Below are 20,747 nucleotides of genomic sequence, written 5' to 3' on the forward strand. Positions count from 1 at the left end.
CTTTCTCTATCTATAATTTCTCTATTCTTTATACATTATGAACATGTCGTTCAGATTCTTTAGATACGCCTTGCTGTCTCTGCTCATCAGGAATTGCTGCGAGTATTTACGGAAATCGTTCTCCGCTCCAGTCCCTCCGTGCCAGTAGTGGTTAGGCCAGTTCGAGGAACGTCCCTCTTTCACTAGCTCAGCGATCTGTTTCACTTGCTCCTTGTTCATTTGGACATCCTTCACCGCACTGATACTGCCTTCATAGTCGGAGAACTGTTGTGCACTCTCTTTAGAGGTGAGGAAGGCAAGGAACTTCTTAGCTTCTTCCGGATACTTGGCTTGGGACGATATCGTGAATCCGGTGTCCACTCCGCCAAGAACCAGATTCTTGTCTTTATCATTGGTGGCCGGGAATGGGAACATACCATATTCAAATTCCGGGTTCAGCTTTTCTAATTGCGGCAATATAAATGTCCCCATGACATACATAGCACCTTCACCATTCACGAACTTTTGGTTGATCTGATCCGCCTTGGTTGCGATCGAATCCTTTTGCGCGTAATCATAAGCTACTAGCATTTTCTTGGCGATATCTTCCCAAAGCGGGTCACCCTCGATTTTCGCTTCTCCCTTGTTGGCTTTCTCCCAGTATGCCTTGTCAAATGAGTTGACCAACAGGTTCATATTGAAGGCGCTAACATCTGCTGTCGCATTAGGCATCAGAATCGGAGTTATGCCCAGCTGCTTGAATTTCTCCATGGTAGCGACAAATTCATCCCAGGTTTGAGGAATCTCGATCTTGTTCTCAGCGAACATTTTCTTGTTGTAAATGACGCCCATTGCATTCTGACTCAGGGCCACTCCATACATTTTGCCGTCGATCAAATAACGGTCCTGCACTTCCGGGATGATATTCTTAACGAAATCTTCGTTAGTAAGATCAAGCAGATAGTCGTTTTGGGCGCGAAGCACATAGTCTTGTTCAATCGGGTAGGAAATGAAGATATCCGGTATATCCCCCCGGGCAACTCTGGTCTTCAGCACCGCGGGACCGTCGGGAACATTGACCTGCTCAATTTTGACCCCGGGATTAGCAGCTTCGAATTCTTTGATCTTTTCATCAAAAAAGTTAACCGCTTCCACTTTCCATTGAAAAAATTCAATTTTCTTCTCAGCTTCACTGCCCTTCACTTCTTCTGCCGCATTATTCTTAGCCCCGCAGCCACCAAGAACCAGCCCTGCCATTAGCATCATGCTTACCCATTTGACCCCATGATTCTTCAAAAGTCATTACCTCCTCTTTGTTTGTAAGTGCTCTCAATAACTTGTCCTCTCTGTCTACAACCCTATTATATTTTTTGTAAGCGTATCTAAAAACGAGGTGTTTCTATGATTCATGTTGAAAAATCTATTCTGTCATTCATTCATATAAGGTCATACATCTGCGTTCCGGGACAATCCCGCCCGGTATTCACTCGGCGTCATGTTCATTTTGCGCTTGAACACCTGGCTGAAATAACGCTGATCGGTATACCCTACCTGGTTTGCAATCTCATACGTCTTCATGTTGGTTCCAGAGAGCAGCATACAGGCCTGCTGTATTCTCAGCTCCGTCATATGCTCTAAAAAAGTGCTGCCCGTCATCTGCTTAAGCAAAGCGCTGAGATGGCTAGTGCTCATGGCTACATGCTTCGCCACCTGATCAATAGCCAAATCCTCGCGATAATGCTCATTCATATATGCGAGCGCTGCTCCAATCTGTTTGGCCGGCGTTTTGCGGCTCGACAGCGATTGGTCCACCTCCTGAATCGTCCACACCCGGTGCTGAGAAGTCTCCGCCGAATTCAGCGTTTGCAGCAGATCCAAGATGCCGACGGCCTCATCATATGATTCCGCGAGTTCCTCCAACCCGCTTACCACCGATCCGGCAGCGATCAGCATGTCTTCTCCAAGGAGACTACCCAGGTCCTGCAATTCAGCCGCAGTCAACTCCGCACAATCATCGTCCTCACTCTCTATGTAAAATACGACCACAGCGTAGCGCTTAGAGGTAGAATAGACGAATCTGTGAAGCCCTTCAGGAGTCTCCCTTCCTTCCCATTGCACCAGATGCAAAGCGCTGGAATCGTCAGCCAGAATGACCGCAGTCCGGTACATGGCGGTACTGCGGAACTTACTGAAGTCAAACCGGCTGCCCATCATCGCATCGTAGAGCTGCTGTTTCATTGTGGAGTGTCTGACTTGCTCCTTTTCCTGGAACCAGGCGATCATGCTGTGGATGCATTTCTCAAGCTCCAGGGGATCAATCGGCTTGAGTATATAGTCGAACACCCGGTATTGCAGTCCTTTGCGGGCATATTCAAAATCGCTGTATCCACTGAGAATAATCACTTCCGGGCGCTCGGGCCAGCGGCTTATCTGCTCCAGCAGCTCGATACCGTTCATACCCGGCATGGAGATATCCGTTAATAGGATGTCCGGAAGTTCTAACTGCATCAGCTCCAGCGCTTCCTCGCCGTCTTCCGCGGTTCCGATGACCTTACAATCCATGGCGCTCCAGTTGATCGAAGTTTGCAGACTTTTTAGGATCAGCGGCTCATCGTCAACGATCAATACCTTATATTTCATTTAGCTGCCTCCCGTTCCAGTGGAAAGTTCAATTGAATGGCCGTTCCTTCATGAGGGTGGGAACAGATCATCAGACCATAGCCGTCCCCGTACCACATACGCAAGCGCCCCTGCACATTGGATAGTCCGTGAACGAGCCCGGGCTTGGCAGCAGACATCTGTTGCAGTATACGCTGTAAAGTGTCGTCATCAATCCCGGTTCCGTTATCCTGCACCCGAAGATAGCCATCCCCCCGCGCATTGATTCCTCCGGTAATATGGATGGTGAAATCGGGCTTCTTCTTACTGTATCCGCGAAGGAGACTGTTCTCGACCAGCGGTTGCAGTACCAGCTTAAGTACATGGTGGTCCAGCAAGTCATGATCTACGTCAATCTTGTAGGAGAAGCGGTCATCGAACCGTACCTTCTGAATTTCAATATAGCTGACCACATGATTCAGCTCGTGATTGACTGTAACCTCATCGTCCGCATGAATGCTGGACCGCAGCAGCTTGCCCAGATTGATCACAATATTGCTGATCGGCTTCTGATGGTTCATCAGCGCCAGCGCATTCACCGATTCAAGCGTATTGTACAGAAAATGAGGATTGATCTGATTTTGAAGCACCTGAAATTGGGCCTTCCGTTTATGCTCCTGCTCCAGCCTGACCTCCTCGACCAGTTGGCGCAGCCTGTTGCTCATCCGGTTGAAGCCGTAGGCCAGCCGCGACAGTTCTACCGAACGGTATTCAGGCATGGATGCATTCAGGTTACCGCTTTCTATTTTTTTCATGCGTGCCAGCAATTGAATGATGAAGCTTACGATTTGCCGTACATACAGAAAATTAAACAGCACGGCCAGCAGGATGACAAAACCAACCAGCCAAACCGTCGTATTGCGGATGTAATCGGTCTCCTTGGAAACCGCGCTCCAAGGCTTGATAGATATCAGATAGTAGGGGGCGTCCCCCGGATGCAGCGAATCGGATGTAATATAGGAAATCAGGCTCTTCTGGCCGCTTTCCGTATCGATCAGGGTACCTTCAGTCTCAGAGGACAGGCTATTCACGATCGGCAGTTCCAGACGTTTTCCAATGTTGTCGTGATTGGCTTCATAGAGAATGTTCCCGTTGCTGTCCATCAGGAGTTCCCTTGATCCATCCGGGTATCGTGTGAGGAAGATGTCGTCGAAGCGTTTGATATTGATTTCGAGAATCAGGTAGCCGAGATTTTTCAACGTTAACGTATCCTTAATCGTCCTGCCGAGCATGAATGACCACTTTTTTTGATCCGGGTATCTCTCCGTGGGCGGCAGCCATACACTTTTCCCCTCAGCTTCCAGCATGCGGCGATAAAAATCCGTTTGCTGAAAATCCCCAAACGGGAGGATGTCCCCGTTCATAAAGTGATAGTCGCTCCCCCCGGCGCTATACAGAATCAGATCATCCAGTGCATTTTGACCGTACAGAATTCCGGCAATGGCCTGGCGCTGATAATAGAAGTCCAGCAGGGAATCCTTATTATTATGTTTTAAGAAACTCTGTATTTCTTCGGATGCAATCACATATCCGGAGAAAGAATCAGCCTGCTCTACCACATTTCGAATATTGAGGTCTGTCGCCCGCAGGGTTTGAAGTGTTTCCTGGCCCACCTTTTCCTTGATCGCGGCGTAAGACAAACGGTAGGACACGATCCCCAACAGACTGATCGGAACCAATATAAATACAACAAAGGCAAGATAAATTTTACGATGCAGCGCCATCACAAACTTCCTCCCTTAAGATTCCTAATATAGTCTGTCCAAAAGCCATTATATCAACAACTCGCCGCTTCCATGGTCTTCACCCCTATAAGCGAGGCCCGACTTCCTCTCTTCCCCCTTGAGGGGCCGTTATGACGACGCGGCAGGATTCACTTCATGTTACGGCCTGGCGGGTTGCTCGCCCTGTCTCTGACCGGACTTTTCACCAGTTAGAAGATACGTGCTTTCTGGGCACGCCAAATACATAAAAAGCCGCCAATACGGCGGCTCCTTATGTATTCATTTTGTGACACCTGTACCTGAATCCAATGCTCTTACTCCCAGTGCTAAGGACCCACACAAGCCAGCATTATCGCCGAGCTTAGGGGCGACAATATAATGTTCGATATCCGATACAATAGGCTTGGCACTCACGTATCCATTGAGAATGCTGCCCACCTGCGCCCGGATCATCGGGAATAACTGGGCTTGCTTCATCACGCCCCCGCCGAGAATGACTTTCTTGGGGGATAACGTCAGGATGACATTCGATATGGCCTGCGCGATGTAGAACGCCTCCATCTCCCATGCCGGGTGGTCTTCCGGCAGTGTATCACCCTTAGCCTTCCACCTTGCTTCCAGTGCTGGGCCGGCGGCCATGCCTTCCAGACAATCGCCATGATAGGGACAATTGCCACCAAAGTCATCGTTCGGATGCCGCCTTGTGAGGATATGTCCACCCTCTGGATGAACAAGTCCATGTACCAGGTTACCCTCAGTATATACGCCGACTCCTACGCCAGTCCCGATCGTATAGTAGACGCAGCTATCCAATCCTTGTGCCGCACCCCATGTGGCTTCGCCCAACGCGGCAGCATTGACGTCCGTATCCCAGCCGACCGGAACATCGAAGACCGATTTTAGCGTACCCACGAAATTATATCCGGACCAGCCGGGTTTTGGCGTTGTCGTCACATAACCGTAAGTCGGACTGGAGTATTCGAGGTCGATTGGACCAAACGATCCGATCCCTATGCTATCGACTCTCTTATCCCGAAAGTAGGCGATGACATTCTCCATCGTCTCTTCGGGTCGCCGCGTTGGAAAATGAACCCGATCCTCAATTTCCCCTAATTCATTCCCGACACCACAGACAAACTTTGTTCCGCCTGCTTCAATTGCCCCGATACGCATGTGCTTCCTCCTTGATCTCATCTCTCCATATGCTTCCCAGCTCATTGATCTGGAGCGACACCAGCTTTACGTTTCCGCCTACCGCGTAGAGCTCAAGTCCGTTGCTTGCGGAAGCGGGGAAAATCATGTCCGAGATGACCGCTAGACCCTCACCACCGAACACTTCAACCGAAGACCAATCCATGAAGATGGACATGCGTATACAGTTATTCACAGGCGTCAGCGGTGCCTGGTGCTTCGCTGCGAAGTCCGGATGGAAATTCGTAGTTCCAGATTTCGTGCGATCGACAAACAACTCCATGTTCAGGGTATCGTACCCGACCACCGTTTCTTCATCTGCAGACTTTCTAACCTTCATTCCGAACTCCGTTGCGGTTCCAATTTCGAATTCCGCGATCAATTCCGCTCTATCAGTGGTGATGTCCGCCAGCGGATTCGTATCTGGAACCAAGGTTACATTCTCCAGAGCCATAAGCGGTGAACCTGTCTTTCTCAATTCTTCTACCGGCTCTTGCACCAGACGAAGGCCTTCCCGATAGGTTCTCAACTTCAACTCCCGTGGAATGGATGCATTTCCCCGCCACTTGTCAGTCGGAAGCGTCCCGGCATACCGCCAGTTGTTCATCCAGCCGATCCAGAGCTTACGTCCGTCTCCTTCCGGTATATCGCTCCAGGTGACGGCTGCATAGAAATCGGACCCGAAATCAATCCATTTCACATCATGAACCGAAAGAATAGGCTCGTCAGGTGTAAATGTCTTACCATCGAAGCTGCCGACGAAGTACATCATACCGGAGCCGCCTGCCGGTGGTTCAGGCTCGTTCGGGTTCACTCCATTACAATCGCCTACACTTAGAATGAGCACCCACTTCTTCTGATTGGGATCACCATCGACATGAATCGAGAATAGATCCGGACATTCATAAACGCCGCGATGTGTTCCGATGACGTCAGCGCCAAATGCACTAGCAAATGCCCATTCCTTCAAATTCGGAGAGGTGTAGAACTCCACACGGTCTTGAACAGCCAGAGTCATAATCCAACTAGATGTATCCTCATGCCAGAATACCTTCGGATCGCGGAAATCAAGCGTCGTCTCCGGAAACAGGACCGGGTTCCCTTCATATTTCGTCCAAGTCCGTCCCTTATCTCTGCTGTAGGCGATGCTTTGAACCTGCGGCTTACCTGGCTGCACCTTGTTGTCGTTATTCGTATAGATCGCCACAAGCCCTGACCCGTCCTCATCAAAAAAACCACTTGTGTTATGCGTATCGACTACCGCGCTTCCAGAGAAAATCGCACCGTCCTCACCTGGCGGCAAGGATGCTTCAAGCTCCTCCCAATGGACCAGATCGGTGCTTACCGCGTGCCCCCAATGCATTCTACCGAAATCAGGTTGGCTTGCGAACGGAGTGTGCTGATAAAAGAGGTGGTACTCATTCTCGTAATAAACCATTCCGTTCGGATCGTTCATCCAGTTCTTTTGTGGCGAATAGTGATACTGCGGACGGAACTTCTCTGTATAATTCATGTTTCTCCCACTCCTCCAGAATAATAATAATAATAATAGTAGTCGGAGCATGGCCTGTTACAGCATGAACTCACGCTCCGACGGTATGCATTATAATGTAACTGGCTATTTCCCCGCTCTGTCGTAACCTGTTTGTTTGATTTTCAGCCAATCCTGCTTTCATGTCCGGCATCGGGCTTCAGCATTTTTGCAGCCTTCGTCCAACACACAAATAATTTGCTGCGTTTCGCCCCTTCGATGTTCCTAATTATCAGCCGTGATAGCCATTCTACCACGGTCAAATCCCATAGCGTTCTCCCTCAATACTCATTTGCAAAACAAAAAATGTGATTTTGAATATTCCTTACACAAAAGTAAGTGCTTCCACATGTTACTGGTAACGGCTTAGCAAATTCAATTTACAACATCATGATTACTTCGTCAAGGCTTTCATGACCACAAAAGTAAACATATGAACACAAAAATAATAACATTATATTTCGATAACGTAAATTTTATTGGTTTTACAGCTTCAAACTATGAAATAGTAGTTTTTTATTAGGAGAAATCCATAACGAGGTGAATACAAACCGCCCAATTTTATTGTTCATTTGTTTACTTTTGCACAAAATGTAAACCTCAACACTCTTTCTTTTTAGGTTTTCACGAATTGTCCATTTGTAACAATCGAGTTGACATTTGCATCAATTTATACTACGATTATTTTGGTCGAGATTGCAATACTTCTGTTAAAGGAGCCATTATCTTTGAACAAAGAAAAAGTAACCATTCAAGATATAGCCGATTCGCTTGGACTTTCCAGGAATACGGTATCCAAAGCATTAAATAACAATCCCTCAATACCGGATGAGACACGCAGCAAAGTGGTTAGGAAAGCTATCGATATGAATTACAAGCAGTTCGCCTTGTTCGAACAAGAAGTCACACCTGCCAAAAGAACCGGTAATATTGCCCTGCTTACAGCAAATATGCCGAACAATTCACATTTTGGCACATCACTGTTAAGCGGTCTCGAACAAAAAATTAGCTCCGAAGGCTTTAATTTGTCGATACATATCGTTCGGGAGAATGAATTCGATTCGTCGGCTCTTCCTGTGAATTTCGACAAAAGTAAAGTAGATGGCATTGTCTGTATCGAATTATTTGACAAGAGCTACTCGGAGTTTATTACTTCATTCGGGATCCCCACATTATTCATTGACGCTTCAGCAGAACTGACGTTTTCTGAGATGAAGGCAGATCTACTGCTGATGGAGAACATTCACAGCACTTTTAGTCTAACGAAGAAGCTCATTGATGAAGGAATTACGGAGATTGGGTTCATCGGCGATTCCCGCCATTGCATGAGCTTCAACGAGCGTTGGGATGGGTTCACCAAAGCCATGTATGCCGCCCGGATTGATCTTGATGAATCCTTCTGCATTCTCGAAGACGACCGGCATATCGATGACTATAAGTGGCTTAAGCAGCGACTAGCAAGCATGACTAATCTTCCACCCGCGTTCGTATGCGCCAATGACTTCATCGCTATTAATGTCATTCGTATCTTAAAGGACCTAAATATTCAAATTCCTGGTGAGGTTAGGGTCTGCGGATTCGATAATTCCCCAGAGTCGCGAATCGTGGAACCCCACTTGACCACCGTTCATATCCACAGATCCGAAATGGGCTTCCTTGCCGCCGAGATGCTTCTGTCCAAAATCGAAAATCCCGACAGACCTCCACTGGTTACGCATGTGAAGACGCTGCCGGTTTTCCGTCAATCGACGGGGCATGAGGAGTAGACAGTAGAACAATGGCGTGGGATATACAGAAGAGGAGTATTGAAACTTGTCAGGACATCTTCTTTGCTAATTACGGCAAGGAACCTGTCATTCCACGATTTTTAGTTTGTAAGACAAATAAGGGTTCCAGCTCTAATGAGCTGGAACCCTTATTGTTGTTGTGCTGGGGACGGGGAAGAATTCGTACGGTACTTAGGTACCGCAGATTTTAAGTCTTGAAGTGGTCTTCGTAGAACCTTTTCTACGCTACGGGAATATTGGGCAAAAAGCCTTTATCCAGTATTTGGATATGTATCCATGTTAGCAAATACTTGGAGCAGGATGATGGTACTCCTGCTCTTTACACCATTCCTCTTATTTAAAAGGTCTATTATTTGACTTTGCTTTTGCTTAGAATGCAATTCTATGAACGAATTGTATAAGAGCTCCCCCAAACCCGCCTCATTAGTTGATGTGACTGTAGGAGCTTAAATTTAAAGACATTTAGTTAATGCGTTCAGCTCTGACACCGCCTTTTCTTTCAACTAGTTGATATATTTTAGAAGGTATACCTTCATTTTCGAGTTTTCTATGAAAAAACTTTGCTTGTGTCGAATCGTGGGTACTCATCAACACTTGAAAATCATATTCTGTAATATAATCTCGTAACACATCAAAAACAGAAGAAGCATGAACAAGATCATGATGTTGAATTGGATCGTCCAAAAGTAAAGCTTTCCATGGCGTCCATTCATATCTATTCGCCATCGCTAGTAATAGGGTTAATTGTAAATCGGTAATTTGTGCTTCACTGGCTATATCGGCAATATTAATATGTTTATTGTGAATTAATGCCGAAGTTTTAGCAGTTAGCTTATTTCTTATAATCTTATTACTTAATAACGGAGCATTAGCTATCATTGGGTTAATAACGATTCTTTTAAGCAATCCCTTCCATGGTTCATTTATGGCAACTAGTTCCTCATGAATTTTTTCCGATTCTAACTTGACATTATCAAGAAAGAAACCTATAGCTTTTCTTTTTTCTATAACATTTTGTAGAATAGAATCTTTTTGAATTACTGCAGACTTTAATGAAGTAATGTATGCATTTTCGGTTAGATCCCGTATTTGGTTTTTAATTTCATTATTGATTTCTTCAATCTTTTCAGCGGTACGCCAAGTCGCTAGCTCTTGTTCAATTTTTTCTAAGCTAATATTTGCTTTGTCTAAGCCCTCAATAGAAGTTTTAAGAATCTCAAGTTTTAATTCCAAGAATTCTTGGTTTGGCTGTCCTTCTAAACCTGCTTGCTCCCATTCAGCAATAATGGCATCTTGGATGCCTTTAACCTTAGAAATCGATTCATTCTCAAGTAAACAAGAATCCTCGTATTGTTTAAGCTCAGCTATATTTTTTAATAGTACAGCATCATTTTCATCAATTATTCTAATTAATTCTTTTTCTCTCAACGTTTTACTAGATATACTATTTTTTATAGCGTCTCTCCGTTCATTGGCCAATGACTCACCAGTGTTTTTTATTTTTACATTTAACGCGCTTAAATCATATTGTAGCCGTAAAATTATATTAGTAATTTCGTTTATTGATCTTTCATGTTCGTTTCTTTTCAACTTGGCATTGTCTATCTTAGCACTATCTTCATATGGTTCAAGCTGACTTTTTCTAATCTCAAGATCTCTAATATTTTGTGTGGTTTGCCTAACCTGTTCTTCAATATATAAATGTGCTTCCTCTGGATTCAGTAAACCGGGAAACTGTGGCTGAATTCTTTGTAAAATATTTTTTTGATTTTCTTCAACTCTATCGTTTTCAGAACTCAACTCTAATAACGTTTCTTGAAGCTTTTGATTTTCCATACTTAATTTTCGTTGAGCTTCCTCAAGAACGATAAAGGCCTCTTTCTCTTCCTCAATAGCATTTGATATGGCTGGATTTAATCTATTTAGTGAACTACCTATACGTCCAACCAATTCCTTAGGATCATAAGTAGCCTGGCAAACCGGGCAGTTCCCTTCATCGTCCGCCAAATTTCTCTTTATTATACTAACAGCCTCTTGGATGGCACCGGAAGCCTCATTGAGTGATTCAAGATTACTTTTTTTCATTAAATATTTATTATTCTCTTCAGAAACTTCATTATTTATTTGTGATATTGATTTATGGTAATCATTTCTCTTCTTTTCTAATGGAGGTATTTTATTCTGGAGAATATTATTAATCGCATCTGATAGATTATTCCATTGTTCATATAAATTTCTTTTGCTTTCAGCCTGCTTCAATAAATTCATTTTTTCGTTTATTGAATTTTGAATAAATTCATGTTGATCCTGAATCCGTTCATTCTCCTTGACGAATTTAACTGTTGACTCATACAATCCCTTTAATTCGATTAACTCTTTTTCCTTCTGATCGAGTTCTGTTTTTTTAACTTTCACATCACTCTCTTGCTGTTCAATCTCCTCAAACATCGAGTTAATAGAATTTAATTTTCTGACCTCGTTTTGTAAGACAGTCAAAGCATCCTTAGTAGTTTGAAGATTATCTCTAGTTTCTTCAATAAAAGAGCTAATCTCAACTATTTTTTTGGTGTATTTTTTTATATAGATTTGCTTATCAGTTATCATTATTTGATTCAAAAAAAAGAGCCTTGTCCGTTCCTTCAACCCGATTAACCGTATCCTAAGATCAATTTTATTATCTTTCTCTTGTTTAAAAGAAGTTTTAGTTTTCTCGAAAAAAGATATTACTCGTACTAAGTTCAACGAATCCTTATATTCTTCAAACCCGATCAAATTGCTTATAAGAAGAATATTAGCCACAATTTCCTTTAATGGAGTAAGCGTGGCTGCAGTTGCAAAGCTATCCCTTTTGGAAATTAATTCTTTGAATTCAGAGAGCTCTTTTTGAGCCTCTTCTAGGCTATTTAATGCAGTTGTTTCGGTTTTTCCGATTGCCGTTAAAAGCCCTTGTCTTTTGGACAGAATATTTTGCAGTTCTTTTCCCAGAGGTATCTGACTAAGAAATTCTCCGGCGTCTTTGTCATTCTTATCAATAAACCACTCATTACTTCGCTGTTCGAGAAAATGTGTTAATCTATATAAATAAGGTATAGATGATCGATTTTCTATTGCAAACAAATCGTCATAATTTCCACTCTGCTCACATTCCCCACCACTGCGGTATATAGATCGACAATATTTCCCGTCTGAAAAATCTAAGCGTGCACTCATTTTTTCTAGACCATTTCTAATAATTGCGTCTTGAGAATTTTCAAGGCGTTTGATTTGTCCAGTTAAAGCTAATTCAATCGCTTCAAAAATAGTAGTCTTTCCCGTACCATTTGAAGCTAAGATTATGGTAGCACCCGCGCCAAAATCGATTTCAACGTTTTCTCCCAATTTCCGTGCATTGGTGATAGATATTTTTTCTACATGTTTCATGATTTACCCTCCCCTTCAAGGAGTCCTTCAAGAAGTTCACTACCTGACAATTCAGAAAAGGCTTTATACCATTTTGTTTGTATTTCTGGAGTAAGCCAACTGAACTCGGCAAGTGTATTGGAAAAGGCCTTCACAATTGGATCTGCACTTTTGGCGGTACCTTTGCTACTTTTAAACTTTTGTAAAAAAGTACGGTCAATAAAATCAAGAATATCTTCTTTGGGTAAAAGAACATATTTGCGACAAAACTGCTCGGTCGATTCGATACGCAGACATTCTTCGACACTTATGTCACGGTTAAATGCTAAAAAGAGATATAGATCTGTGTTTTCCGATCCCAACAACCTTTCTTTAACAATAGCAACCCAGCTTAGAGCACTCTTCAACTCAGCTTTAATCTCATCTTCATCATGTGATACTATTTCTATAAATAACAGCGTTTTCCAATTGTTCGTTTTCACATTTAACCGCTTTATCCGGAGAATGTCCTTATTTTTAAGATTGTCAGCAGATAGACTAATCAATTCTTCTATAAATTCAACATTATGATCACAGAAGTAACGATCTTTAATTAAATTTTCAACTTTAGACTTGATTTTATCGAACTTCATATCATCACTCCATCAGCTATTTTATCGATTTCAAGCTGAGTATTAATTTTGTATTCATCTACGCTTCTTATAAGATATTCTCTTAGATCAGATATATTCCCATTTTCAAGTTTCTTCACAAATATCCGGTCTCTAGTAATCAATAATTTGGGGTACCTAGGGTGGGTTAATAAGCTACGTTTTGTAATTTCGCCCAGTATATCACCATTAAAAACTTCAGTTTCAGTCAGTTCTGACTGTGAAATTATTAATATCTCTTCTGCTTCCTTCTCAAGTAATTTCCCAATACCCTTATCATCATCAATCTTGATAATTTTCCTCAAGCCTTCGGCTGGCCCACTCCAATAAGCAAGTCCAATTGAATGCATTTTCAAATGAACATTTACTGCTTTCCAACTCGTATTTTCTTCATCACCTAAACATACAGACACGACCAATAAAAGAAAAATTGACTCGACTAGCAAATCTGTTGTTTGCGGGCCTACTCTTAACTCCCCAGAAATTGAATCCCCTTCAGCTCGGGGATGAAGTACGTTGACAAAAAGTTTTTTTTGTTCATCTATACTATTTTCCAGTATATGCTTCCAATTACTCCATCTTTTTTCGACTTCCGTTCTTAGATCACCACTTGTCATATTTCGTATATTATTTGATATTCCGCTGCTTATAAGTTCAAAACTTCGCTTATACATTTCTACATGCAATTCATTGGCATACTGTTCCTGGTCATCTATTGTCAACAACCCTTTTCTTTCACCTTGGATTAGTGGAGTTAGCCCATCCAAAATCCGTAAACCATTTAGATCATTTTTAGTTACTCCAAGCGTTCCACCAGTTTTATTTTTAATGATGCTTTCCCAACTAGATTTATCAGAGCAAATAATATCAAATGAACCATGGGGATGTAATAAAAGGCGCATTAGACTGTTTGTTACATGGCAATTTTCAATACTTGCTCCCTCAATTTTCAACTTACGTACATTGGGGTTTCCTGCAGCCCATAATGAAGGAATTATAACTGCTGGTCTTTCAAATACAGAATTATTTTGCAGATCATTTATTCCAGATATATGCCAAGTCGAGTCATTATTTTGAAATAATGTCCACTTTTCTATATCAGGGAGTAAATATTCTTGTATTTGATACAACAATTGTCGTGGCCTTATTGCGCCGGAGAATGTTTCATTTTCATCCATATACGAAAATATTAATGAGATCACCTTATCAACTTCGTTAGGTTGAAATACATAGTTAAGGTTGTTTTTCACACGGCATATAATGTCTGGTTCCTGACCGGGGGTTTTTATTTTTAAAACCCGTATGAGTTTTAAAATGTGTTCCCATCCATCGAAACCACACCAACTGATTAGCCAATTATATATATTTTTAGCATTCTTATCCACCGAGGCTAAATTCTCTAGGTCACCCGAAGTTGTAACACTTTTAAACTGATTTTCAAAGAGATTTCTTAAATGTCTAATTTCAAGTTCAGTCTTTATTTTTATTGAATCGTTTGGGAGTACAAGCCAAAACTCGTCTTTAATGTTAAGAGAACTAAAATCAACTGTTTTAATCCAATTCGCAAGACTTTCTATCGACTCGTCAAGAGGTGACAAATCTCTAAAAGCACCAGCTCTTTTTCCTTGAATATATGTATTTCTTATAATTGCATCAGAGGAGAAACCCGTTGTTTGCCTCTTAGCTTGTATATAAATATTGCCACCACCATTTTTTTCAATAACAAAATCATCCCATTTATCAATACTGCCCTGTTCGGCACCAATTGATAAATAGGAGGCATTTCCTTTAAAAAAATGCAATAACATATTTGTTATTTCTTCCAAGGCAAGATGTCGCTCAAATCTTTTAGTTTGATCGAGTCTAAGTTTATTTAACATGAAATAGTCTCCAGTAGTTTTTTTAAAAAAATCAACTTTTATCGGTTTCATAAAAATCATAACGGATTACTGTCTATGTAATCCCACTTTTAATTTATCAACCACACCCCATATATTTTGCAGGATTGATCAAACAATGGGTGTCTTTATTTGTAAGAATAGGAGACCAGTTCAAAAACTATCAGCAAATATAAGTCATATAAAATCCACTCTCTTATTTTCTTTTTTAACTGCGTTCTGAAAATAGCCTCTTGTTAGTGGTAATCTAAATTTCTTCCATAATTTTAAGACTTTAGGACTAAGTCAAAATACATAATTCGTCAATAACCTACCATCTCCTCCCAAACAAGTGTTCTATTTAAGGGTGTTTTGTAAATATGTCGTAAATTTGAAAATTTGAAATCTATATTATACATATGATAATCAGAAATTCTTGGGGAGGTTTAGCATTACGCGACAGGCTAAGGAACATGATTTAAGGCAATTAGTCTCTGAATCATTAAGGGAAAGCAATAACAGCTGCGCAAGAGCTTTTCGAGCTTTTCCTACAGTTACAGACCTAATGAATGTATCAGAACAAAAGTTAGTGTCTTTATGGGAAAAGCTCGGCAACTTTCACTGTTTTGAACAAAAAGAACACTTCATCTGCCTTTTCCTCCATACAAAGAACCGCCTCATCTTCAAAGAAGTCATCTCCATAGGCTCACTTAACACCGCGATCGTCCACCCTAGGGAAGTATCCATGCAGCGATAGGACGCTGTAGTACCTCGCTCATTTGTGCTCACCCGAGCGGTGACTCGGAGCTGCTCAATAGAGGATTTTAATCTGACAAAAACATCTCATAGCGGATGGGGATATCATAGGAATAGAATTCCTTAGCCGCTGCTATAAAACAAAAAAGAGTACCTTTTATCGGCACCCTCTCAGCTACACTATAACAATCTTATTTATCAGGACTGTACTCAATCAACTCCGACAGCTTACATTGAAACGTATCACAAAGTTTAAACAGTGTTTCTAGCTTAATCGTTTCTAAGTCGTTTCCTCTATACAGCTTATTGATTGAATTCCGGCTTAACCCTGATTTCTCCATTAATTCAGTAATATCGTCGATCTGATGCTCGGCCATTAGCATTCTTAGATTGCTTTTCAACAAGAAGTTCCCCTCCAGCTATTAGTATGAATGATGATTACAGACGATGGATTGACCTTACAAAGTTAAAAATTAACTTTACAATTAACTTCACAGAGTTATATAATGACCTTATAAAGTTAATTATTTGGAGGTGCATGGTTTGTATGAATCTTTAGAATCCTTAACCGACCCACTAATTCGTATCCGGCTTGAAAGGATGTACCGTGAACTGTTGGACAATGATCCTATCTATAAACAGCTTCTTCTGGAAAGCAGTGAGTGCTTCCGGCAACTTAGGATAGCTCTGCCAGAGGAGCAGCAGAGGGCTTCATTCCTGTACGAGGATGCCCAATTATCGCTCCAAGCCATTCTAGAACGCTCCATCTATCTGCAAGGATTCAAAGATGCTCTTTACCTCTTCAATGAATTACAGATTTCGTCTCCTGCTTAATTCGATTCTTCAATTACATTATCCTTTTTCTGTTCTGTATGTATAGAAAAGACGCATTCAGCAGAATGCGTCTTTCCCTACTACTATATATGCCGAGGACGGGGGTCGAACCCGTACGGTACTCACGTACCGCAGGATTTTAAGTCCTGTGCGTCTGCCTGTTCCGCCACCCCGGCATGGTATTGCGCGTTCTTACGCGACAAGAAATATAATAGCACGTATTAGGTGGATACGCAATAAATATTTCCTGTTTTCCCTGTCCTCAAAAAAATAGCCCGGTCAGCCAAAGCTGATACGGGCTTGTTGTCCACGGCCAAATCCTAGTGGCGGTCGCGCTCGCCGGTTCTGCTGCGCATGCCAGCCAGACCCAGGAGACCGACGAGACCGAGCCAGCCCCAGTTGGAGCGGTTATCGTTATTGTCTGTGGTGGTCGTGCTCTGTGCCCGATATCTGCCGGTAGGCATGTCGTTGGACAGCGGGGAGACAGAGCTGTTGTTCCCGGTACGGATTTTGTCCTTCATGATGTTTTCGGTCTTGTGCATGGAATCTCTGGTCTCATTCATCATGGTGTTGCCCCGGCCGTCCATCATCCGGTCATCCATATTGCCCATGTTGCCCATCCGGCCGTCAGTAGACATGTTGTTCATGCCTGGAGCGGTGGTGCTCATAACGCCCGGAGTCGTAGTTGTCATACCGCCCGGAGCTGCTGCGGAGATGTCACCTGCTCCGAGCAGACTCATGGACAGGACCGTACCGCAGGCAAGACTTGTGATCAGCTTGTTCAAAATGTTGTGCCCCCTTCATGGATGTGGTTAATCGCTGATAATTTCCCCATCCGGGACAGCATCTATGCAGAGAAGTTATTCCTTCACAATGTTCACGGTCTTGCTGGACGCATTATACGTGACCTTGGCTCCAAGTGCTTCCGCAACCGCACGTACAGGCGCATAGGTTACCGCATCGTCCATGACGCCGGTCGTCAGCTTCTTTCCATTGAGCGTAATATTTACCGGGATATCCTTGTTCACCTCTGGCTCACCTCCGGTTATACGGCTTAGTGCAGCTGCACTCTGCTGGGCAGTAGGCCGTCTGCCTGCCTTCAGGTCCTGGATGCTAAGGCCGAAGCTCATCTGCAGATGAGCGTAATCCTTGAAGGAGGTCCAGTCCCCGCCCCATTCGAACCCCAGCTTCTTCCCCTCCTGCACTACCTCTTGCCAGTCTGACACCTTGTCGCCGTCCCCGTCACGGGTCATATCCCAAGACACATTCCTGCCATCCGGCAGCAGCAGCGCAAAGTCTATTGCCAGTCCGTAATTATGGTAGCTGTCGCCTCCCCGGGCATTCGTTACAATGTCGCCCTTCTTGGTTCTCCCTTGAGCATATAGCTCATTCTGCTGCGCTATCGTGCGCATGCCCTGCGTAATGAGGATCGGTACCCCCCGGTTATAGCTCCGTCTAATCAGCTCGTTCGCCCCGGCCAGCACAGCCGGATGCAGCTTCGCCAGCCTTGCGGCCGACTTCTGCTTGACTTGCTCCAAAGTAAGCATCTACTCACCCCCTGGTATAGTATATGCCCGCTTTGGCCGGGCGGCTTACGCCGATGACCATTTTTTTCACAAAATGAAGCTGTGTAGCACCTTATCTCCCCGGATGAACTGTGCACCTACAGGCCAGAATAAGAATGCAGACCGCAAGTCAGGTCATTCTAACGGAAAGGGGGGATTGAACATGGAGATACACAGCGACAGCTACAGAATAGCCCCGCTTAGCGACCAGGAGGATGTCGTGGAGGTGATCCGCCAGGCTGAATCGGAGATTGCCCGGATGACCGGGAACCCGGAAGTCACGCTGATTGCCTATGAGAAGACGGATGGACACCGCAGCAAGTAAATGAGGCGTGCCCGTGCTGATCCCAGGCAGAGAGCTTACCTTTTAGACAATATAAGCCTCCACAATGTCATCTACAAGCAGCCACTTCCATTCCTCCGCCCACTGCAGCTTGAATTCCCGCGAGTGGGTGTGAATGGAGGTCACGAACCCGCTCAGCTTCACCTGCTCCTGAGAACCATACAGCACCAGCGTTACCCGCACATGACTCCGTAGCGATAAGGCCAGCGTATGCTCAATCTCCTCCAGCTTCTGCTCATCCAGCACCGGCCTCAGGCTATGCCAGGTCTCCCGTTCGTCCCTCCTGATCCCGCCCTTATGCTCCGTCAACATGCTTCGGCTGCTCTCCCGCAGACCGCCCGCTTCAAGCTTCTTGCCCATTGCTATTCCCCCACTCTGATGTTTATAACCCGGACTACATCATCTTTCCGCTCATAAACAGAACGTATGTTTGTATTATATCCGCGATTCAGCTTGTTAAGCAAGCAGAAATTAATGTCAGAGCAAGGACGCAGAAGAAGGGCTTCAACTGATCATAACAAAGGGTTGAGCTAGCACCACACCTGCATGAAAACAGCCATACTGTGGTTCTAGTAATTTAGCTAATCTGATGCCATCATTAGGGGAAAGGTGTAGAAAGAACGGAGATGATATTTATGATTAGAGCAGCAAATGTGGAGGATCGAGAGGGTATTTCCAGACTATTGACGCAGTTAGGTTATCCGGATACCGGGCTTTATATGAAAGAGAATATAGAAAGACTTCTTGCTGACCCCAATGAGGAGTTAATGGTCTATGAAGCGGAAGGAGGTGTTATCGCCTGTCTTTCCCTGCATTATATCCCGCAACTGGGCATGAGAGAAGATATCGCCTCCATTAGTTATCTGGTTGTGGACTCCTCAGCTAGAAGTAAGGGAATTGGACAGGAATTAGTGGAATCCGCTTCAGCTTCCGCCACCCGAAGAGGATGTGCCAGTATCCAGGTTCATTGCCATGCCAGAAGAATAGCGGCTCATACATTTTATGAAAGACAAGGTTTCAGGGAAGCCCCTAAGTACTTCTCAAAAAGATTGGACCAATAATTCAATCGGCAGCAAAAAGACGCCTACAGTAATGCTGTACAGCGTCTTCATCTGAATCCTTTGGCGTATAACAAGCCTTGTCTCTGCTTATTTCACTGACGAAGTCCCTGCGCTTCCGGTACCCGGTTCCTGCTTGGCATCTGTGCCTGCATCTGACACAGTTCCTGGTACGGATTGCTCCGGCTCAATCAGTCCGGCGGCTTCTCTGGCTTCATTCAGCTTGGAGATGCCATAGAGCATGGCTACGTCCGCCTGCTGATTCATCTCATTGAATTCCTCGGCGGTCACATCGGGCGATACTGCGCTCTTGGAAGCCTTCTCCTTAATCTGATAGGCACTCTTGAAAGCAATCACCGAATCTCTAAGCAGCTTCTCGATCGTATCCGGCAAGCCGCCCGCAATCTTGATATCGTTCACATGATCTGCAAGCTCGGAGGCGGTATCCTGGAAGCTGTCTACAGCCTTCTGGAATTCTTTGTCTGTCGCTTGTCCGGTGGAATAAGAGGTGAATGTGGTGTTGAAGTTCTCTAGCGAGGATTTGCCCATTTCGTCGAATTTCGACATTTCATTGTAAAAGTTCTGTACCGTCTCCTGCACCGCTTCCGGGGAAGCCGGTTCGGTGCTGTTATTGCCGCAGGCACTGAGGATCATGACGGCCATTAGCAGTCCTGTAAGTAAAGCTTGTCTCATAGTTAATATCCCTCCACTTAACAGAATAATATCGTTTTTTGTTAAGTGCAAATGAAATTAATGTAAAAGTCGGCGTAATGAAACATATGTCAGAAGTTAAGCGTATTCATAGGGAGAAATGGCGATCAATAACCATTTGATGACTGGCAATTGCTGTTATACTATAATGAATTTATCCGTTCAAGGAGAGGAAGATCTATCATGGCTTATTGCACAGTATGTGGTGCGGAATACAAGCAAGGTGCCAAATTCTGCGGGGAATGCGGGGCAAGCACAGAAGAGGCCGGTTCTCCGGCAACAGCACGCCGTCCGGCGTCTGGCCATAGCTCCGGTCCCGAACAAGAATTATGGCAGGGCAAGCCTGCCGGCATCTCCGACCGTCTCAAGGGGCTGATCGGGCTGAATACCACCAAATATACGATTACGTCCCAGCGGATTATGGTGAAGAGCGGGCTGATCGGCAAGGATGTCGAAGAAATCGAGCTGCTGCGGGTCAATGATTTCTCCGTCACCCAGTCGGTTATGCAGCGTATGCTGGGCATCGGGACGCTGATCATTTTATCGGATGATGCTTCATCTCCACAGCTCCCCTTCTATAGAATCCGTAAGGTTCAGTCTGTTAAGGATATCCTGCGCCAAGCCGTCCGTGATGAGAAAATCGCCAACAACATCAGCTACCGCGAGCATATCTGACGCTTCGTT

The 20,747-nt window shown here is 44.0% G+C and carries 18 protein-coding genes, 1 tRNA gene and 1 pseudogene; 6 read left to right on the forward strand and 14 right to left on the reverse strand.

Going from position 1 to position 20,747, the window contains the following annotated elements; translation table 11 throughout:
- Positions 1-21: 21 nt before the first annotated feature.
- From NSS83_RS10500 to NSS83_RS10520, 5 genes are all read right to left on the reverse strand, one after another.
- Positions 22-1,275, reverse strand: a complete 1,254-nt coding sequence (locus NSS83_RS10500; RefSeq protein ID WP_341348220.1) for an extracellular solute-binding protein — start codon at positions 1,273-1,275, stop codon at positions 22-24.
- 150 nt (positions 1,276-1,425) lie between these two features.
- A complete protein-coding gene (locus NSS83_RS10505) occupies positions 1,426-2,619 on the reverse strand; it encodes a response regulator (RefSeq protein ID WP_341348221.1) in 1,194 nt (397 codons plus the stop codon).
- Positions 2,616-4,361, reverse strand: coding sequence for a sensor histidine kinase (locus NSS83_RS10510; protein WP_341348222.1), 1,746 nt, complete (start codon positions 4,359-4,361; stop codon positions 2,616-2,618). Before NSS83_RS10510 ends, NSS83_RS10505 begins: the two co-directional genes overlap by 4 nt.
- Before the next feature lie 279 nt (positions 4,362-4,640).
- Positions 4,641-5,534 (reverse strand): ROK family protein, encoded by an 894-nt coding sequence (locus NSS83_RS10515; RefSeq protein ID WP_341348223.1) that lies wholly within the window; start codon positions 5,532-5,534, stop codon positions 4,641-4,643.
- Positions 5,515-7,065 carry a glycoside hydrolase family 32 protein gene (locus tag NSS83_RS10520; RefSeq protein WP_341348224.1) on the reverse strand — a complete coding sequence of 517 codons (1,551 nt, stop codon included), beginning with the start codon at positions 7,063-7,065 and terminating at the stop codon, positions 5,515-5,517. Before NSS83_RS10520 ends, NSS83_RS10515 begins: the two co-directional genes overlap by 20 nt.
- A gap of 746 nt (positions 7,066-7,811) precedes the next feature.
- Here NSS83_RS10520 and NSS83_RS10525 point away from each other — a divergent pair.
- Positions 7,812-8,849 (forward strand): LacI family DNA-binding transcriptional regulator, encoded by a 1,038-nt coding sequence (locus tag NSS83_RS10525; protein WP_341348225.1) that lies wholly within the window; start codon positions 7,812-7,814, stop codon positions 8,847-8,849.
- 483 nt (positions 8,850-9,332) lie between these two features.
- On the opposite strand, the gene NSS83_RS10530 is transcribed toward NSS83_RS10525, so the two are convergent.
- The 3 genes from NSS83_RS10530 to NSS83_RS10540 are packed head-to-tail and all read right to left on the reverse strand — an operon-like array spanning position 9,333 to position 14,799.
- On the reverse strand, positions 9,333-12,290 hold the full coding sequence (locus NSS83_RS10530; protein WP_341348226.1) for a hypothetical protein: 2,958 nt from the start codon (positions 12,288-12,290) through the stop codon (positions 9,333-9,335).
- The gene (locus NSS83_RS10535; protein ID WP_341348227.1) at positions 12,287-12,901 is read right to left on the reverse strand and encodes an ABC-three component system middle component 1; all 615 of its coding nucleotides are present in this window, start codon (positions 12,899-12,901) and stop codon (positions 12,287-12,289) included. Before NSS83_RS10535 ends, NSS83_RS10530 begins: the two co-directional genes overlap by 4 nt.
- A complete protein-coding gene (locus NSS83_RS10540) occupies positions 12,898-14,799 on the reverse strand; it encodes an ABC-three component system protein (protein WP_341348228.1) in 1,902 nt (633 codons plus the stop codon). Before NSS83_RS10540 ends, NSS83_RS10535 begins: the two co-directional genes overlap by 4 nt.
- A gap of 592 nt (positions 14,800-15,391) precedes the next feature.
- Between NSS83_RS10540 and NSS83_RS10545 the strand changes: the two are divergent.
- Positions 15,392-15,634 (forward strand): annotated as a pseudogene (locus NSS83_RS10545) (JAB domain-containing protein); the annotation flags it as partial.
- Positions 15,635-15,743: 109 nt separating this feature from the next.
- Here NSS83_RS10545 and NSS83_RS10550 read toward each other — a convergent pair.
- Positions 15,744-15,935: a helix-turn-helix transcriptional regulator gene (locus NSS83_RS10550; protein WP_341348721.1), complete on the reverse strand. Its 192-nt coding sequence runs from the start codon at positions 15,933-15,935 to the stop codon at positions 15,744-15,746.
- A gap of 160 nt (positions 15,936-16,095) precedes the next feature.
- Between NSS83_RS10550 and NSS83_RS10555 the strand changes: the two genes are divergently transcribed.
- A complete protein-coding gene (locus NSS83_RS10555; RefSeq protein ID WP_341348229.1) occupies positions 16,096-16,386 on the forward strand; it encodes a hypothetical protein in 291 nt (96 codons plus the stop codon).
- 90 nt (positions 16,387-16,476) lie between these two features.
- Here NSS83_RS10555 and NSS83_RS10560 read toward each other — a convergent pair.
- From NSS83_RS10560 to NSS83_RS10570, 3 genes are all read right to left on the reverse strand, one after another.
- Positions 16,477-16,562, reverse strand: a tRNA-Leu gene (locus NSS83_RS10560).
- 144 nt (positions 16,563-16,706) lie between these two features.
- Entirely contained in the window at positions 16,707-17,171 is a 465-nt protein-coding gene (locus tag NSS83_RS10565) for a WGxxGxxG family protein (protein ID WP_341348230.1), read from the reverse strand.
- A 75-nt stretch (positions 17,172-17,246) separates the two neighbouring features.
- Positions 17,247-17,933 carry a M15 family metallopeptidase gene (locus NSS83_RS10570; protein WP_341348231.1) on the reverse strand — a complete coding sequence of 229 codons (687 nt, stop codon included), beginning with the start codon at positions 17,931-17,933 and terminating at the stop codon, positions 17,247-17,249.
- A gap of 181 nt (positions 17,934-18,114) precedes the next feature.
- Here NSS83_RS10570 and NSS83_RS10575 point away from each other — a divergent pair, with 181 nt between their 5' ends.
- A complete protein-coding gene (locus NSS83_RS10575) occupies positions 18,115-18,276 on the forward strand; it encodes a hypothetical protein (protein WP_200869526.1) in 162 nt (53 codons plus the stop codon).
- 42 nt (positions 18,277-18,318) lie between these two features.
- Here NSS83_RS10575 and NSS83_RS10580 read toward each other — a convergent pair whose 3' ends face one another.
- Positions 18,319-18,654, reverse strand: a complete 336-nt coding sequence (locus NSS83_RS10580) for a YolD-like family protein (protein ID WP_341348232.1) — start codon at positions 18,652-18,654, stop codon at positions 18,319-18,321.
- A 275-nt stretch (positions 18,655-18,929) separates the two neighbouring features.
- Here NSS83_RS10580 and NSS83_RS10585 point away from each other — a divergent pair, with 275 nt between their 5' ends.
- Positions 18,930-19,355 carry a GNAT family N-acetyltransferase gene (locus NSS83_RS10585; RefSeq protein WP_341348233.1) on the forward strand — a complete coding sequence of 142 codons (426 nt, stop codon included), beginning with the start codon at positions 18,930-18,932 and terminating at the stop codon, positions 19,353-19,355.
- 87 nt (positions 19,356-19,442) lie between these two features.
- On the opposite strand, the gene NSS83_RS10590 is transcribed toward NSS83_RS10585, so the two are convergent.
- Complete coding sequence (locus tag NSS83_RS10590; protein ID WP_341348234.1) at positions 19,443-20,045, reverse strand: hypothetical protein; 603 nt, start codon at positions 20,043-20,045, stop codon at positions 19,443-19,445.
- A 201-nt stretch (positions 20,046-20,246) separates the two neighbouring features.
- Here NSS83_RS10590 and NSS83_RS10595 point away from each other — a divergent pair, with 201 nt between their 5' ends.
- Positions 20,247-20,738 carry a PH domain-containing protein gene (locus tag NSS83_RS10595; RefSeq protein ID WP_341348235.1) on the forward strand — a complete coding sequence of 164 codons (492 nt, stop codon included), beginning with the start codon at positions 20,247-20,249 and terminating at the stop codon, positions 20,736-20,738.
- The last annotated feature ends 9 nt before the right edge of the window (positions 20,739-20,747 follow it).

The sequence above is a fragment of the Paenibacillus sp. FSL H3-0469 genome (assembly GCF_038051945.1).
Taxonomy (GTDB): Bacteria; Bacillota; Bacilli; order Paenibacillales; family Paenibacillaceae; genus Paenibacillus_AQ.